We start from the raw sequence: 16540 nt of genomic DNA, 5'->3' as shown, positions 1-16540 counted from the left end.
TGAAAGTGGAGTAAAGCTTCTATGCCTTACTCCATAGTTTTTAAGAAAGTGCTTCTTGAGCGTATTTCTTACCTAATGAATAAGCAAGTTTATTTGCTTCATGCACTTTTGGAGGAACTTTAGAAAGCATTACATCTAATACTAAATCATCAGGAAGAACTTTAGTCATTTCAACTGTAATTGCAAGAGCAACAACTGATTGAGTAATAACGTTTCCAACTTCTTCCTTAGCAATACTAATAATAGGAATCTCTATAATTCTCCATTTTTTTCTATCTTCTTCGCTTGGAGTTACAAGGGTTGGTTCAACTACAATGATACCTCCCTCTTTTACACCATCTTTAAATTGATCAAAACTAACTTGAGCAGTAGCAATCATAAATTCGATTTCACCCTCATTTGCATAAGGGTATAAAATTTCTGTATCATCAAGAAGAATATCAACCTTAGTAGGTCCACCTCTTACTTGAGAAGTATATGTTGAAGCTTTTACTCCATACCCACCATCTTTAATTTTTGCAGCTGCTAAAATCTCTCCAGCTAAGATAACACCTTGTCCACCAACGCCAACAAATCTTAATTGTCTTCTCATCTTAGCATTCCTTATAATTTAACTTTAGTATTGTTTTGAGCTGCTTCAATAACTTTACTATAGCTATCACAATACTCTGGATTATCATATTCTTTTAATATACCAGTTGGTAATTTTCCATATTTTTCTTCATCTGGTAATGCATCATATTTTTTAACAGGGATAGTCATTTCTTCAATCCAATTTAATGTTTGAACAGCTTCTCCCATTTTATTTTTTCTACCAAGATTAATATGACAGTTTGATAACATTTCCATAAAAGAGTACCCTTTATGTTTAAAACCAGCAACAAGAACTTTTTCCATTTTTGCAGGGTCTAAAACTGATTCTCTAGCAACAAAAGTAGCTCCTGCACCAAATGCAAGTTTTGCAGCATTAAATGTTGGATCAACATTTCCATACTGTGCAGTAACTGTCCACATTCCTTGTGGAGTAGTAGGACTTGTTTGAGAATTAGTCAAACCATAAATAAAGTTGTTAATCAATACATGATTTAAATCTATATTTCTTCTACAACCATGAATTGTATGGTTACCACCAATTGCTAAACCATCACCATCTCCAGTAACAACTATAACGTGTTTATCAGGATTTGCTAGCTTGATTCCAGTAGCATACGCAACAGCACGACCATGCGTAGTATGCACTGTATTACAATTGATGTATGAGCTAAAACGTCCACTACAACCAATACCAGATACTATACAAACATCATCCATATCCCAACCCATTTTATCAATTGCACGGATAACTGCTTTTAGTATAACACCATCTCCACACCCCCAACACCATAGTGTTGGCATCTTATCTACTCTAAGATATTTATCGTAATCAAAAGCCATTAAAACATCTCCTTAACTTTTGCTACCATTTCAATTGGTGCGATTGGTCTACCATTTGCTTTATGAAGCGTAGCAAAATCATCTCTTTTCATAACTCTTTGAATTTCTTCAATATATTGCCCCATATTTAACTCTGTAACAAAGATTTTTTCAAATCTTTCACCTATTTCTTTTAACTGTTTTTCTGGGCTTGGCCAAAGTGTAATTGGTCTAAATAAACCTGCTTTAATTCCATCATTTCTTAACTTAACAACAGCTTCTTTTGCACCTCTCGAGATACTTCCATAAGCAATGATACAAACTTCCGCATCATCAAGCATAAACTCTTCATATTTAACTAAATCTTCTTTATGATTATTTATTTTTCCAGTCAATCTTTCGATATTGTACTCACATATTTTTGCATCTTCTGTAGGAAAACCTGTTGGTCCATGATGAAGCCCTGTAACATGATATCTATATCCCTTGAAGAACGGATTTAAAACTGCTGGTTGATCCATAGGAGCGTCATAAGGTTTATAATCTTTTGGATCACCTTCATAAACTGCACGATTTACAATAGACTTTTGTACTTCTTCTAAATCTGGTAAAATTGCTTTTCCGTGCATATGACCTAGAGTTTCATCCAAAAGTAGGAAAACTGGCGTCATATATTGCTCAGCTATATTAAAAGCTCTAACAGTTTCACTATAAGCTTCTTCAAGTGAACCAGGACATAATGTAATAGATGCAAAATCTCCATGAGTTGGGTATTTTGCTTGTCCGATATCAGCTTGACTAACACGAGTTGGAAGACCAGTACTAGGACCACCTCTCATTACATTTACAATAACCAATGGGATTTCAGCAATAAATGCATATCCAATTTGTTCTGATTTAAGTGATATACCAGGTCCACTTGTCGCTGTCATTGCTTTTGTTCCACTCATTGATGCACCAAGTGCAACACAAATTCCAGCTATCTCATCTTCCATTTGAATAAATCTACCACCCTCTTTTGGCAGTAAAACACTCATATCGTGTGCAATTTCACTTGATGGTGTAATAGGATAGCCACCAAAAAATCTACAACCACACTCAACTGCAGCTTTTGCTGCAAGTGCATTTCCACTTGAAATTACTTCTCTTGACATTAGGCTTCCTTACGCACTTATTTTTCTAAAATGATTTTTCTTGACTTCTTCAGCTCTTTTCTTAGCTTCATCAGTAATCTTTGCAAACTTAAACTCTTTTCTATCTGCTACATATATCGCAAAATCAGGACAATGAAGTTCACAATCCTTACATCCTATACAAGATTCAGGATGAACAACTTCAATCATTGAACCTAATATTGAATTAGGTGCAGGAACCATCGCTAGCACACCAGCAGGGCACATACTAACGCACACATCACATGCTTTACATCTGCTTGTATTTACCCAAACAGGAGTATCTTGTGGGGCTTTAATTAAACTCATATTTCAAGTCTCCTTTGAAAATTTTATTTATATCATAACAATAATAGGCCAAAAATGACCTATTATTTTCCTAAAAACTTATTTTTTTAAAACTTCTGCTACTTTTTTACCAATATCAGCTGGTGATTTAACAACTGCAACACCTGCAGCTTCAAGAGCAGCCATTTTTTCAGCCGCTGTTCCAGCACTTCCACTTACAATTGCTCCAGCATGTCCCATTCTTTTACCTTTTGGCGCAGTTTGTCCTGCAATAAAAGCAACAACTGGCTTTGTAATATTTTCTTTTATAAATGCTGCAGCTTGGATTTCCAAGTCTCCACCAATTTCACCAATCATTACAATTGCTTCAGTCTCTGGATCTGCTTCAAACATAGGTAATAGTTGCTTATAACTTAAACCAATGATTGGATCACCACCAATTCCAACTGCAGTTGTAATACCAAAACCCTCTTTAACTACTTGATTTGCACCTTCATAAGTTAATGTTCCTGATTTACTAATAAGTCCAACATTTCCTTTTTTGAAAACCATACCAGGCATAATACCAATTTTACATTCTTCAGCAGTAATAATACCAGGGCAGTTAGGACCAATTGTTTTCATTCCTTTTTTAGTTGCATACATTTTAGCAAACATCATATCTCTAACAGGAGCACCCTCAGTAATAATTACAGCTAATTCCACTCCAGCATCAGCAGCTTCCATTACAGCATCACCAACAAATGCAGGTGGAACAAAAATCATACTAACAGTTGCACCAGTTGATTGAACTGCTTCTTTTACTGTATTAAAAACTGGTTTTCCTAAATGCTCAGTTCCTCCCTTATTTGGAGTAACACCACCAACAATTTGAGTACCATAAGCAATACACTGCTCTGCATGGAAAGTTCCTTCTTTACCAGTAAAACCTTGAACGATTACTTTTGTATCTTTATTTACTAATATACTCATTATAACTCTCCTTTCGCTGCAGCTACTGCTTTTTTAGCTCCATCACCTAAATCATCAGCTGCTATAACATTTTTTATTCCTGCATTTTTCAAAATTTCTGCAGCTTCTGGTGCATTTGTTCCATCAAGTCTTACCACAACTGGAACATGAACATCTACTAATTTAGTAGCTTCAAGAATTCCATTTGCAATTCTATCACATCTAACAATACCACCAAAAATATTTACGAAAATTGCTTTTACATTTTTATTTTTAAGAATTATTTCAAAACCTTTTGCAACAGTTTCAGCGTTAGCTTTTCCACCAACATCTAAAAAGTTTGCTGGAGTTCCTCCCATATAATTGATTGTATCCATAGTACCCATAGCAAGTCCTGCTCCATTTACCATACAACCAATCTCACCATCAAGAGCAACATAACTTAAACCATACTTGCCAGCTTCTCTCTCATCCGCATCTTCTTCACTTATATCTCTATAAGCTTCAATTTCTGGATGACGTCCAAGTGCACTATCATCAAATCCCATTTTTCCATCAAGTGATATAAAATCACCACTTCCTGTTTTAACAAGTGGGTTAATTTCAATTAACTCAGCATCATTTTCCATATAAACTTTATATAAAGCAGATGCAAATTTGATAAATTTACCAATTTGTTCTTTTGGAAGACCAAGACCAAAAGCAAGTTCTCGTCCATGAAAACCTTGAAAACCAATTGTTGGATCAACCGCAACTTTTATGATTTTCTCAGGAGTTTTAGCTGCTACCTCTTCAATAGACATTCCACCCTCAGTAGAAGCCATGATTACAGGCATCTCTTTTGCTCTATCTAATACAACACCAAGATAAAGTTCATCAGCAATATCAGCACCCTCTTCAATATAAATTTTTTGAACAAGTTTACCTTCAGGGCCAGTTTGATGAGTTACCAAAGTCATGCCTAAGATTTCATTAGCATATTTTTCAACTTCTTCTAAACTCTTAGCAACTTTTACACCACCGCCAAGTCCACGTCCGCCTGCATGAATCTGAGCTTTTACAACCCAAACACTGCCTCCTAATTTTTTAGCATTTTCAACAGCTTCTTCAACACTATTTGCTAAAATCCCTCTAGGAACTGGTACACCATACTTAGCAAAAATCTCTTTTGCTTGATATTCATGAACATTCATTGAATCTCCTAATTTTTTTGTTTTACACAAATTTGATAAAACTTTATACTTAATTGTCTATCAAACCAATAAAATTATCAACTATATATATTTTTTTCTTATTGTTTAAGGTTAGAGAAGAAGGCAACACTAAAAAGTGTTACCTTATTACTTATTTTACTTCGTATTGAGCTCTTCCTATTTTGTATAAATCTTGACCATATGTATCATTTATAACTGTTAAAGGAAAATCAACAACTTCTAATTTTCTAATCGCTTCAGGACCAAGTTCAGGATAAGCTATAACTTCTGCACTCTTTATTTGACGAGCTAAAAGTGCTCCTGCACCTCCAGTAGCTCCAAAATAAATTGCTTTTGCATCTTTACATGCATCAATTACATCTTGATTTCTTTTACCTTTTCCAATCATTCCTCTAAGACCTTTTTCTCTAATTAGTCTTGGAGAGTATGAATCCATTCTATAACTAGTAGTTGGTCCAGCACTTCCTATTGGATCACCTGGTTTTGGAGGAGTAGGTCCTACAAAATATATAACAGAACCTTCAATTTCAAATGGTAATTCTCCACCAGCATCCATTAAATCTATCAATTTTTTATGCGCTGCATCACGTGCTGTATAAATAACTCCGCTAAGATAAACAATATCTCCCGCTTTTAATTGCTCTACATCTTCAACGCTTAATGGTGTTTTTAAATGATATGTTTTACTCATCTTTTTTACTCCTACAACTTAATAACTGTATGACGACTACTGTGACATTGAACATTAACTGAAACTGGAAGGCTTGCAATATGGCATGGATTTGCTTCAATATGAACACCAAACACTGTTTGAGTTCCTCCCATTCCCATAGCTCCAATACCTAATTTGTTTAATTCTTCAACTAACTCTTTTTCCATACCATCTAATGTTGGATCTTCGTTTACACTTCCAAGTTTTCTAAAAAGTGCATGCTTAGAAGAAATTACTGCTTTTTCAAAAGTTCCTCCAATTCCAACACCTACTGTTAAAGGAGGACAAGGGTTTGGTCCAGCATTGCTAACTACCTCTTTAACATAATCAATTATTCCTTGGCGACCAGCAGCTGGTGGAAGTACAGTTGCACGACTTACATTTTCACTACCACCACCCTTAGCAGCATATTCAATTTCTAGTCCATCTCCAGCTACTAAATCAAAGTGAATTATTGCTGGAAGGTTATATCCAATTTTATCTTTAAGATTTTCTCTTGTATTCCATACACATGTAGAAGCTCTTAAATAACCTTCAGTGTAACCCTTTTCAGTTCCTTCGTTAATAGCATCCTTTAGAGTTCCGCCAACTACTTTTAAATCCTCTCCAACTTTTACAAAGAAAACAGCAAGTCCAGTATCTTGACATAATGGTTTTTCTTCAGTTGATGCAATTTCAGCATTATCCAATAATTGTTTAAGTACCTCTTTTGCAACAGGACTTTGCTCTTTTTCATATGCTTCTTGCATTTTTTCTAATGCATCCTTTGGAAGATTTGTACCACTATATATGATACAGTCTCTAATAGACTTAACAATATCTTCGTATTTTATTTCTCTCATGTTTCACTCCCCAAAAAAATTATTTTTTCGTAATGTTTCCAATAAAGAATTTACTGAATCAATACTTCTAGCAAAGAGTTTTTGTTCACTTAAATTAAGTGGTAACTCAACAACCTCTTCAACCCCATTAGCACCTAATACAACAGGAACTCCATTTACAGTATCACTGTAACCATACTCTCCTTCAAGAAGAGTTGCGCAAGGAAATATTGCTCTTTTATCCCCTAATATCGCTTCAACCATTTTAACAGTTCCATTTGCTGGTGCATAGTAAGCTGATGTCCCCATATACCCTACTATTTCTGCACCTCCATGTCTTGTTTTTTCTATAATTTCTTCTATATCTAAATCACTAAGTAAATCTTCAAGTGCTACTCCATTTACTGAAGAGTATCTTGGAAGTGGAACCATGTTGTCCCCATGTCCACCCATTACACTTGCTGTTACTTGACCATAACCATATCCAAGTTTTTGCGAAATTAGCGTTTCCATCCTAGCACTATCTAAAATTCCAGCCATTCCCACAACTTGATTTCTTGGATAATTTCCAACTTTTAAAGCTGTATAAGTTGTTGCATCAAGAGGATTTGTAACTGTGATTATTATAGCTTCAGGAGCATTTTCTTTAATTTTTAAAACAATATCTTTTATAATATTTGCATTAATCATTAGCAAATCATCTCTGCTCATTCCAGGTTTTCTCGGTACCCCTGCAGTTATAACTACTATATGACTTCCTTTTATATCTTCATAATCACTTGATGCATTTATAATAGTATGACTTCCCTCCGGCGAAGTAGCTTGAGCAATATCTAAAGCTTTTCCTTTAGCAAGCCCTTCAACAATATCTATCATTACTATTTCTCTACAACTTTTTCTCATAGCAAGCCAATAACAAATCGTGGCTCCTACATTTCCAGCTCCAATGATTGAAACCTTTTTTGCTTGTAACAAGTTTACTCCTTAAATGCATAAATGGAAATTTAATTTCCATATTAATTTTTATATCAAATATTACTTATAATTTTATTTAATGTCTGACTTGGTCTCATAGCATCTGTTGCCAATTCATCATTTGGTTTAAAATAACCACCAATATCCTGAGCTTTTCCCTCAACCGACAGTAGTTCTTCTAAGATTTTTGATTCATTATCTTCTAACTCTTTGGCAATTTTTTCAAACTTTTTATCATAATTTGCCAAGGCTTTTGCCCAATACATTGCTAAATAATAATGACTTGCTTTATTATCAGGCTCTCCCACTTTTCTACTTGGTTCTTTATTATTATCCAAATATGCTTCATTTGCACTATCAAGTGCCTCACATACTATTTTGATTTTTTCATCACCAGTTTTATTATAAATCATTCTTAAACTTTCTGCTAATGCTAAAAATTCACCTAATGAATCCCATCTTAAATGGCCTTCGTTTAAAAATTGTTCAACATGTTTAGGTGCACTTCCACCAGCTCCAGTTTCAAAAAGTCCTCCTCCAGCCAAGAGTGGAACAATTGACATCATTTTTGCACTAGTACCAAGCTCTAAAATTGGAAAAAGATCAGTCAAATAATCTCTAAGAACATTTCCTGTTGCACTTATCGTATCAAGCCCTGCTCTACTTCTTTTTACTGTATATTTCATCGCTAGAGGTGATGCCATAATATGATATTCTATTGGTGCTTTTTCTAAATGCTCTGGTAGATACTCAAGTACTCCTTTTATTAGGTTTGCATCATGAGCTCTGTTTGAATCTAGCCAAAATACAACAGGCTGAGAAGTTAATTTTGCTCTTTCGTGAGCTAGTCTTACCCAGTCTTTTAAAGCAACATCTTTTACTCTATAAGCTCTCCATATGTCACCTTTTTTTACTTCATGGCTCATTAGCACATTTCCGCTAGAATCCTTAACACTCATCTTACCATCTTCGCTAACTTTAAAAGTATATGGATGAGAGCCATACTCTTCAGCTTTTTTTGCCATCAGTCCAACGTTTGAGACGTGTCCCATAGTAGCAACATCAAATTGTCCATTTTCTTTACAATCTTCTAAAATAGCGCTGTACATAAGAGCATAAGTTCTATCAGGAATAACACTTACACACTCTTGTAACTTTCCATCTTTATTCCACATTTGTCCAGCTTCTCTAATAACAGGAGGCATTGATGCATCGATTATGATGTCATTTGAAAAATGAAGATTTGAAATACCCTTATCGCTATCAACCATTGCAATTGTTGGATTATCACCTTTTACAATATTTTCTATTTTTTCTAAAATTTCATCTTTTTTATCTGAATTTTCAACTTTTTTTAGAAGATCTCCAATCCCCAAATCAGGATTTACTCCAAGCTTTTCAAACTCATCTTTATATGCTTCGAAAACTTCTTTGAAAAACACTTCTACAGCATAACCAAATATAATTGGATCTGAAACTTTCATCATTGTAGCTTTTAGATGTATTGACCAAAGTAATCCTTTTTCTCTTGCATCTTCAATAGTTTTAGCTAAAAAACTTTTTAATGATTTAGCTGAAAGAAATGTACTAGAAACAATTTCTTTAGCTTCTACACCTTCAATCTTTTTTAGTACTTTGCCATTTAATTCAATTGTGTATTCATCATCACTAGTTGCAACACATGATTGCTCATTACCATAAAAATCATCATTTTCCATGTAAGCAACATATGCTTTACAATCTTTTGAAAACTCTCTTAATTTATGAGGATTCTTCTGAGCAAATTTTTTAACAGCAACTGCTGCTCTTCTATCTGAATTTCCCTCTCTTAAAACTGGATTTACAGCTGAGCCTAGACAAGTTGCATATTTTGCTTGAATCTCTTTTTCTGCATCATTTTTTGGATCTTCTGGATAATCAGGAATATCAACACCTTGTTTTTGCAATTCTGCGATACAAGCTTTTAGCTGTGGAATTGAAGCTGAAATATTTGGAAGTTTTATAATATTTGCATCTGATTGTAAAACTAAATTTCCTAATTCTTTAAGTTCATCTTCTTTTTTACCCATAGCAGCAAGTACTCTACTAGCTAAAGAAATATCTTTACTTACCATTTCAATACCGCAGTCTTTTGTAAAAGCTTTAATAATTGGTAAAAACGAATATGTAGCCAATGCTGGTGCTTCATCTACTTTTGTATAAACTATTTTTGAAACCGGTGCCATCAAATCTCCTTAATTTTTAGATTTTATAGTATTACTATATTGATTAATTACTTTTAACTATTTTAAACCAATAGAATTTATTATAAATTCTTTAATTTTGTGAAATTTTTACTTTATAACATATAAAATACATAATACAAATAATACAATTTTAGTTTTTCTTTATGTTTTTCATATGCATTTTGTACGTACTAGAAAAAACATGTTTTCCATTTTTTGATTTTACAAAATATAAATAATTGGTTTTCTTAGGAAATATAGCTGCAAAAATAGCCTCTTTTGACACACTACATACTGGATATGGTGGCAAGCCTATATGTTTATATGTATTAAAAAGAGAATTATCTTCTTTTATTCTTTTAGCTGAAACTCTTATGTGTGAAAATTTTCCATAGTTTAAAGTCCCATCCATTTGCAACTTCATGCCTTTTTTAAGTCTGTTATAAATTACAGAAGAAACTATTGGCATTTCTTCAACACTAGCTGCTTCTTTTTGTATAATCGAAGCAATAATTAAATATCTAAACCAACTTTTTTGATTGTAAGTTTTAAAAATTTTTATTGACATCTCTTTTTGATATCTGTATGCATAGTTTAAAAGATAAACAATCAAATGTTTTTCGCCTATCCCAATTGGTATATGATAAGTCTCTGGAACTATAAAACCATCTTTTAAAGGGCTCAACTCATTATAATACTTCATTAGTTTTTTATAATTTAACCCATATTTTTTAGAAAGTTCATACATAAATACATCTATAGTTTCACCTGGAATTAGTTTAATAGGCTGTAAAGCTGCTTTTTCATGTGAGAGTTTATATAAAAAATCTCCTCTTGATAGCTTATTTTTTCCTATTTCAATCCATCCAAATTGCGGTTTTCCTATGAGGTACAATAAATATTTATCTACGCTTAATGATACGTTAAACTTTTGTTTCTCTAAATATGATATAATCGCTGAAATAGAACCTTTTGGAACATTAACAACCTTTGTAGAATAAATAGGCTCTGAGAGATAAAAGATAAGAGAATATATGATAATCAATATAACATCAAAAATAAGTAAGAAAATTTGGACTGTTTTTTTATTCATAATTTTAACTATCACCATCGTTTTTTTGACTCTATTAAATGGTATAAGAATAGACAAAATAACTCTACCAAAAGTCAATATTGAACAATTTTACATTAAATTAGATAAAAAACTAATTGTAGATATAGCAAAAGTACAAATAGCTGCAACAAACAAAAATGAAACTTCCTTATCTGAGATAAAAAATATTTTAAATTACCTACCTCATCTATATATGCTGTTTGACTCAGTTTCTATTAAAGATTTCAAATATGATAACAAAGAATTTAAATTTTTATATAAAGATGAAGTTTTTTATATAAACAGTGATTATATAAGCTTAGATGCACAAGTTAAACCATGGGAAAAAAATATTGAAGTAAAAATAAAAAACCTTTTCTTAAAAGATTGGGAGCTTAGACTAAAAGGAAATCTTTTACTAAATCTAAAAAATAAACAAACCAGGTTTCAAGGAAACTTTTCAACTTTTAATATAGATGGAAGTTTAAATCTTGATATAAAAAACAACATTTTAAATTACAAGATTTCTACTCAAAAATTCAAAACATTAAAACCTTTTATGGATTTTTTATCTAAAAAAATCGACTTAGAACCACTAATTGGCGCTTGGATATATAAAAAAATTATTGCAGATACTTATAAACTAAACTACCTTGAAGGAAAATTCAACCTAAAAACAAATGATTATTATCCAAATGAAATGAAAGCAAAAGCAAATGTTAAAAATGCAGCTATAAAATTTGACAAAAATGCCCCTGTTGCTATTGGAAATGATTTAGATGTGATCTTAAAAAATGATACTTTGATATTTGATATACAAAAAGCCACTTACGAAAGTAAAGATGTAAGTAAATCTGATGTTTATATTTACCATCTAATGACAAAAGGAGCTGGAATAATTGTAAATATTAAAGCTCATACTATTTTAGATGATTCAATCCATAAAATCCTAAGAGCATATGATATACATGTACCAATAATCCAACACTCAGGACTTACTGAAGCAAACGTAAAACTTGATATTTCTTTTGAGCCAATTGAAGTAAAAAGCTACACTGGAGATTTTTTACTAAAAGATTCAAATATAAGTATTTCTGGAGTGCAAATGTACTCTAAAAAGGCACAAGTAAAACTAGATAATGATTTAATCTATATAAAAAATGCAAATTTAAAATATAAATCAATTTTTGATTTAAATACATCAGGAGTTTTCAATACAAAAAACAGTACATACAAAAGTCAAAATCATATAAATTCTTTACATGTAAAACTAGGAAAAACCAAACTTCTAGATATAACAAACTTTGAAACAAATTCTAAAATGAAAATTGATAAAAATGTAGATATTTCATTAGATGATTTAAATGCTACACTGAAATTTGGAAAATTAAATGAAATAAATGTAAAAAACCTTAAAAATCTTAAAAAATATTCAGACATAATGAAAAAACTAAATATTGAAGATAGTGATGTATATGTAAAAACAAATGATTTTAAAAACTATAATATACTAGCTGATATCAAAAATATTGATTTACCAATACTTAAAAATCGTAAAAAATTAAAAAAACTAAAAATGCATATCAATACTGATGGTAAAAATTTTAGTGCAATTTCTGAGGATAAATTTTTAAAAATTGAACAAAAAGATTTTTTATCTGTATATTTGGATAATCTTGATATTGCATTGGACTTTTCAAAAATTAACTCATCAAATAATGAGATATCTGATATACAAATAGATGGAAGAAACTCCAATATTAAAGATACAAATTCCTCAAAAAAACTTTTAAGCCTATCATATAAAATAAAAATCAATAATGGCAATTTATACCTAGATTCATTTTTGTTCAATCAAGAACTACATGTAAAAAAAACAAATAATTTATTTTATGTTGAAAGTAAAAACTTGAGTGACATTTTTATCAACTCTTTGATTGGTGAAAATGATTTTGAAAATGGAATTTTTGGATTTAAATTTTATGGAAAAGATTTAGACAATTTTAGAGGAAACTTTAAAGCTACTAATACTACTTTAAAAAGGATGTCTTTTTATAATAACTTGATTGCCACTATAAATACAATTCCATCCTTACTCACATTTAAAACACCTGGATTTAACGAAAAAGGCTTTAGTATAAATTCAATGGATATAAAATTTCAAAAAAATGGGGATTTTATAGATATGAGTAAAATAACTATCGATGGTAAAAGTACAGACATAGAAGGATATGGAAAATACAATTTACTTACTGATGAAATAACTTTAAGTTTAAAACTATCTATACTTAAAAGTTTTAGTTCCCTAGTTAAAAATATACCAGTATTTAACTATATCATACTTGGAGATGATGACAAACTATATACTCAAATTGATGTAAGTGGTACAGCTAGTAAGCCAATAATCAAAACGAATATATTAAAAGATTCGGCAAGCTCACCTTTAAATATGATTAAAAGAACTATTCAAGCACCTTTCAAGCTTTTTGAAAATTAATTAATCTTTTGTCCATCCTTTGGTAAAGATAATCTATTATGTAAAGACAGACTTATATTATTTCTAAAAAGCCCTCCATATAGAGTTTTACTATTTATATCTTCGTAGGCTTCTTCAATCGATTTATTAAATTCTATTGCTTCTTTTAAAATTTTTAAAATCATAGTTGCCTCATTTGGATTTATATGATTTGGTGCTTCTTTTCCAAATGTAAAATGTCTATGAATTCTTTCAATCAATTTTTTATTTCTAACTTCTATAAAAACAGATTCCAAAGGAGCTTTAAAAAACATAACTCCATTTTTTATATTTATAGATGTATAAGCAGTATCTAAACCATAAATTTTTCTAGAAAATGAATCAAAAAAATATAATCTTTTATTGTAATTTTCATGAAAATTATCATACATTAAATTTAAAATTTGAAGCTTTTGCTCTTTTGTATAAAAATTACCAATAGGTGAAAAACAAAAAGCAAGTAATGATTTTATGCTATACCACTCAGTAGTTTCAAAAGAGTAAGAAAGCATCCTTATAGTTCTTTCTTTTTTAAATTTTTCTATTTCTGAACTATTTTTTGTACGATAAACTCTAGGAACTGTTGTATCTCTATACATTGGACCAGGAAATTGAGGATGAATTACAAATCTCTCTTTATCCTCATGCTCTAGTATATACTTAAGTCCTCCAAGATATCCTTCATCTATGATTTTAATCTCTTCTTGTGGAACTTTTGTAATCATTTCTATGAATTCATTATAATGACAATTTTCATCCCAAATACTACTTGGATACCTAAAAAATTTATTTATCCTCTCTAGTACATCATCATTTGGCTCTCTTTCAACTATCTTATCAATCCAAGAAGTTACAGTTCTCCTATCTTTGCCAATAATTGAAGCAAACTTAGAGATACTTAGTTCTGAGCGTTTGTATATTTCTATGATTTTTTCAACTGTTTTCATAGTAAAATTGTACAATTTTTGTACAAAAAAAGCAATATGTACAAAAATTGCTTTAAATATCACTCTTTTGTACAAGCATATTTCTTTGTTACATTGTATACTGTCAGTAACTGACCTTACGCACTATATGTAGTGCTTGATGTTTTTTGCAATAATTCATTGGTAGGCAAAAAGTTGAAAGGCTACCCGTAGGTAACTTGAAACTTTTTAACGCCACAAGGGAGTGTTGCAAAAAGCACCCAAAGGGTAAAACAAGAACTATATATAGTGCGTAAGGTCAGTTATTAATATAATCAAAGGAGAAACTAATGGGCGAAATATATGATAAAGTCTACGCAGAGTCAATCAAAGACCCTGAAAAATTTTGGGCAGAAGCTGCTACTAAAGTACATTGGTATCATAAGTGGGATAAAGTTTTAGATGTAGTAGATGGTCACTATAGATGGTTTGTTGGTGGTTGCATGAACTCTTGTTATAATGCTTTGGATCTACATGTAGACCATGGAAGAGCAGATCAAACAGCTCTTGTATATGACTCTCCTGTTACTGATACTAAAAAATCTTATACATACAGAGAATTAAGAGATAGAGTTGCTAAAGTAGCTGGAATGCTTGTAAATAAAGGTGTTGTAAAAGGTGATAGAGTTGTAATTTACATGCCAATGATTCCTGAAGCAGTAATAGCAATGCTAGCTTGTGCAAGAATTGGGGCAATTCACTCAGTAGTTTTTGGCGGATTTGCAGCACACGAACTTGCTACTAGAATAGAAGATGCAAAACCAAGAGTTATTATGAGTGCTAGTTGTGGTATAGAAATAAGTAGAGTAATTCACTATAAACCTCTTTTAGATGAAGCTATCAAAAAATCAAGCCATAAACCAACAACTTGTTTTATTTTTCAAAGACCACAAGAAAGAGCAACTATGCTTCCTTGGAGAGATGTTGATTGGGCTGAAGAAGAAGAAAAAACTAATCCAGTTGATTGTGTCCCAGTTGATGCAATTGATCCACTTTATATCCTTTATACTTCAGGAACAACAGGAAAACCAAAAGGTGTTATTAGAAGCAACGGCGGACACTCAGTTGCTATGAAATGGTCAATGGATAATATTTACAACGCAAAACCAGGAGATGTGTTCTGGGCAGCTAGTGATGTTGGCTGGGTTGTTGGACACTCTTACATAGTCTATGCGCCACTTATGAATGGATGTACTACTGTTATATATGAAGGGAAACCTGTTCGCACACCAAATCCGGGAGCATTTTGGAGGGTTTGTGAGGAGTATAAAGTAAATGTACTATTTTCAGCTCCAACTGCCTTTAGAGCAATTAGAAAAGAAGATCCTGAAGGGAAATGGGCTAAAAAGTATGATTTAAGTAATCTTAGAAATATATTTATGGCTGGTGAGAGATGTGATTCTCCAACTTATGAGTGGACTAAAAAAGTCACAGGAAAAGAAGTGATTGATCACTGGTGGCAAACTGAAACTGGATGGGCAATTGCAGCTAATCCTTTAGGACTTGACCCAATGCCTGTAAAACCAGGAAGCCCAACAAAACCAATGCCTGGTTATAATTTGCAAGTTCTAGATGAAAATGGAAAACAATGTAAAGCTGAAAAACTAGGAAATCTTGTTATTAAACTACCTCTTCCACCAAGTTGTTTGATGGGAATTTGGAATGATGATGCTAGATATAAACGCTCATATCTAAACTTCTACGAAGGATACTACTTAACTGGAGATTCAGGCTACATCGATAAAGATGGCTATGTTTGGGTAATGGGACGTATGGATGGAGTTATCAATGTTGCTGGACATCGTTTATCAACAGGTGAAATGGAAGAAATAGTAGCTAAACACCCTGATGTTGCAGAATGTGCTGTAATTGGAGTAGATGATGAGCTAAAAGGTGAAATTCCTATGGGATTTGTTGTACTCAAAGAAGGTATAGAAAGAGATTACCAATCTTTAATTGAAGGTGTTGTTCAACTAGTTCGTGATGAAATTGGACCAGTAGCTAGTTTTAAGATAGCAACTGTTGTAAAAAGACTTCCAAAAACAAGAAGTGGAAAAATACTTAGAGGAACAATGAGAGCAATGGCTGATGGAAAAGAGTGGAATATGCCTTCAACTATAGAGGATGCAACTGTTTTGCCAGAAATTGAAGAAGCTATTAAAAAGCTTGGCTACCCAAAAAAATAATAAGGAAATA

At 31.9% G+C, this 16540-nt stretch carries 14 protein-coding genes; 2 read left to right on the top strand and 12 right to left on the bottom strand.

Annotated elements, in window-relative coordinates:
- Positions 1 to 40 precede the first annotated feature (40 nt).
- The 11 genes from ACKGJI_RS05025 to mltG form a co-directional block, all read right to left on the bottom strand.
- Complete coding sequence (locus ACKGJI_RS05025; protein ID WP_458701481.1) at positions 41 to 592, bottom strand: 2-oxoacid:acceptor oxidoreductase family protein; 552 nt, start codon at positions 590 to 592, stop codon at positions 41 to 43.
- An 11-nt stretch (positions 593 to 603) separates the two neighbouring features.
- Positions 604 to 1434 (bottom strand): 2-oxoglutarate ferredoxin oxidoreductase subunit beta, encoded by an 831-nt coding sequence (locus ACKGJI_RS05020; protein ID WP_458701480.1) that lies wholly within the window; start codon positions 1432 to 1434, stop codon positions 604 to 606.
- Complete coding sequence (locus ACKGJI_RS05015; RefSeq protein ID WP_458701479.1) at positions 1434 to 2567, bottom strand: 2-oxoglutarate synthase subunit alpha; 1134 nt, start codon at positions 2565 to 2567, stop codon at positions 1434 to 1436. The genes ACKGJI_RS05020 and ACKGJI_RS05015 overlap by 1 nt, the downstream gene beginning before the upstream one ends.
- 9 nt (positions 2568 to 2576) lie before the next feature.
- Positions 2577 to 2894, bottom strand: a complete 318-nt coding sequence (locus ACKGJI_RS05010; protein WP_458701477.1) for a 4Fe-4S binding protein — start codon at positions 2892 to 2894, stop codon at positions 2577 to 2579.
- 78 nt (positions 2895 to 2972) lie between these two features.
- Complete coding sequence (sucD, locus tag ACKGJI_RS05005) at positions 2973 to 3845, bottom strand: succinate--CoA ligase subunit alpha (protein ID WP_458701476.1); 873 nt, start codon at positions 3843 to 3845, stop codon at positions 2973 to 2975.
- A complete protein-coding gene (gene sucC, locus ACKGJI_RS05000) occupies positions 3845 to 5017 on the bottom strand; it encodes an ADP-forming succinate--CoA ligase subunit beta (RefSeq protein ID WP_458701475.1) in 1173 nt (390 codons plus the stop codon). Before sucC ends, sucD begins: the two co-directional genes overlap by 1 nt.
- 151 nt (positions 5018 to 5168) lie before the next feature.
- A complete protein-coding gene (locus tag ACKGJI_RS04995) occupies positions 5169 to 5729 on the bottom strand; it encodes a Fe-S-containing hydro-lyase (RefSeq protein ID WP_458701474.1) in 561 nt (186 codons plus the stop codon).
- 11 nt (positions 5730 to 5740) lie between these two features.
- Positions 5741 to 6592 carry a fumarate hydratase gene (locus tag ACKGJI_RS04990; protein WP_458701473.1) on the bottom strand — a complete coding sequence of 284 codons (852 nt, stop codon included), beginning with the start codon at positions 6590 to 6592 and terminating at the stop codon, positions 5741 to 5743.
- A gap of 3 nt (positions 6593 to 6595) precedes the next feature.
- Positions 6596 to 7546 carry a malate dehydrogenase gene (gene mdh, locus ACKGJI_RS04985; protein WP_458701472.1) on the bottom strand — a complete coding sequence of 317 codons (951 nt, stop codon included), beginning with the start codon at positions 7544 to 7546 and terminating at the stop codon, positions 6596 to 6598.
- 53 nt (positions 7547 to 7599) lie between these two features.
- Positions 7600 to 9771 carry an NADP-dependent isocitrate dehydrogenase gene (locus tag ACKGJI_RS04980; RefSeq protein WP_458701471.1) on the bottom strand — a complete coding sequence of 724 codons (2172 nt, stop codon included), beginning with the start codon at positions 9769 to 9771 and terminating at the stop codon, positions 7600 to 7602.
- A gap of 151 nt (positions 9772 to 9922) precedes the next feature.
- Positions 9923 to 10915 carry an endolytic transglycosylase MltG gene (mltG, locus tag ACKGJI_RS04975; protein ID WP_458701697.1) on the bottom strand — a complete coding sequence of 331 codons (993 nt, stop codon included), beginning with the start codon at positions 10913 to 10915 and terminating at the stop codon, positions 9923 to 9925.
- On the opposite strand from mltG, the gene ACKGJI_RS04970 reads away from it, so the two are divergent.
- Positions 10806 to 13361, top strand: coding sequence for a YhdP family protein (locus ACKGJI_RS04970; protein ID WP_458701470.1), 2556 nt, complete (start codon positions 10806 to 10808; stop codon positions 13359 to 13361). The two genes, mltG and ACKGJI_RS04970, sit on opposite strands and share 110 nt — an antisense overlap.
- Here ACKGJI_RS04970 and ACKGJI_RS04965 read toward each other — a convergent pair.
- Positions 13358 to 14401, bottom strand: a complete 1044-nt coding sequence (locus tag ACKGJI_RS04965) for a hypothetical protein (protein ID WP_458701469.1) — start codon at positions 14399 to 14401, stop codon at positions 13358 to 13360. The two genes, ACKGJI_RS04970 and ACKGJI_RS04965, sit on opposite strands and share 4 nt — an antisense overlap.
- A 233-nt stretch (positions 14402 to 14634) precedes the next feature.
- Here ACKGJI_RS04965 and ACKGJI_RS04960 point away from each other — a divergent pair, with 233 nt between their 5' ends.
- On the top strand, positions 14635 to 16530 hold the full coding sequence (locus tag ACKGJI_RS04960) for a propionyl-CoA synthetase (RefSeq protein ID WP_458701468.1): 1896 nt from the start codon (positions 14635 to 14637) through the stop codon (positions 16528 to 16530).
- The last annotated feature ends 10 nt before the right edge of the window (positions 16531 to 16540 follow it).

It is taken from the genome of Sulfurospirillum sp. 1307 (assembly GCF_054408545.1).
The sequence above is the reverse complement of the archived record's forward strand: the minus strand, read 5'-3'. Positions and strand labels throughout refer to the sequence as shown.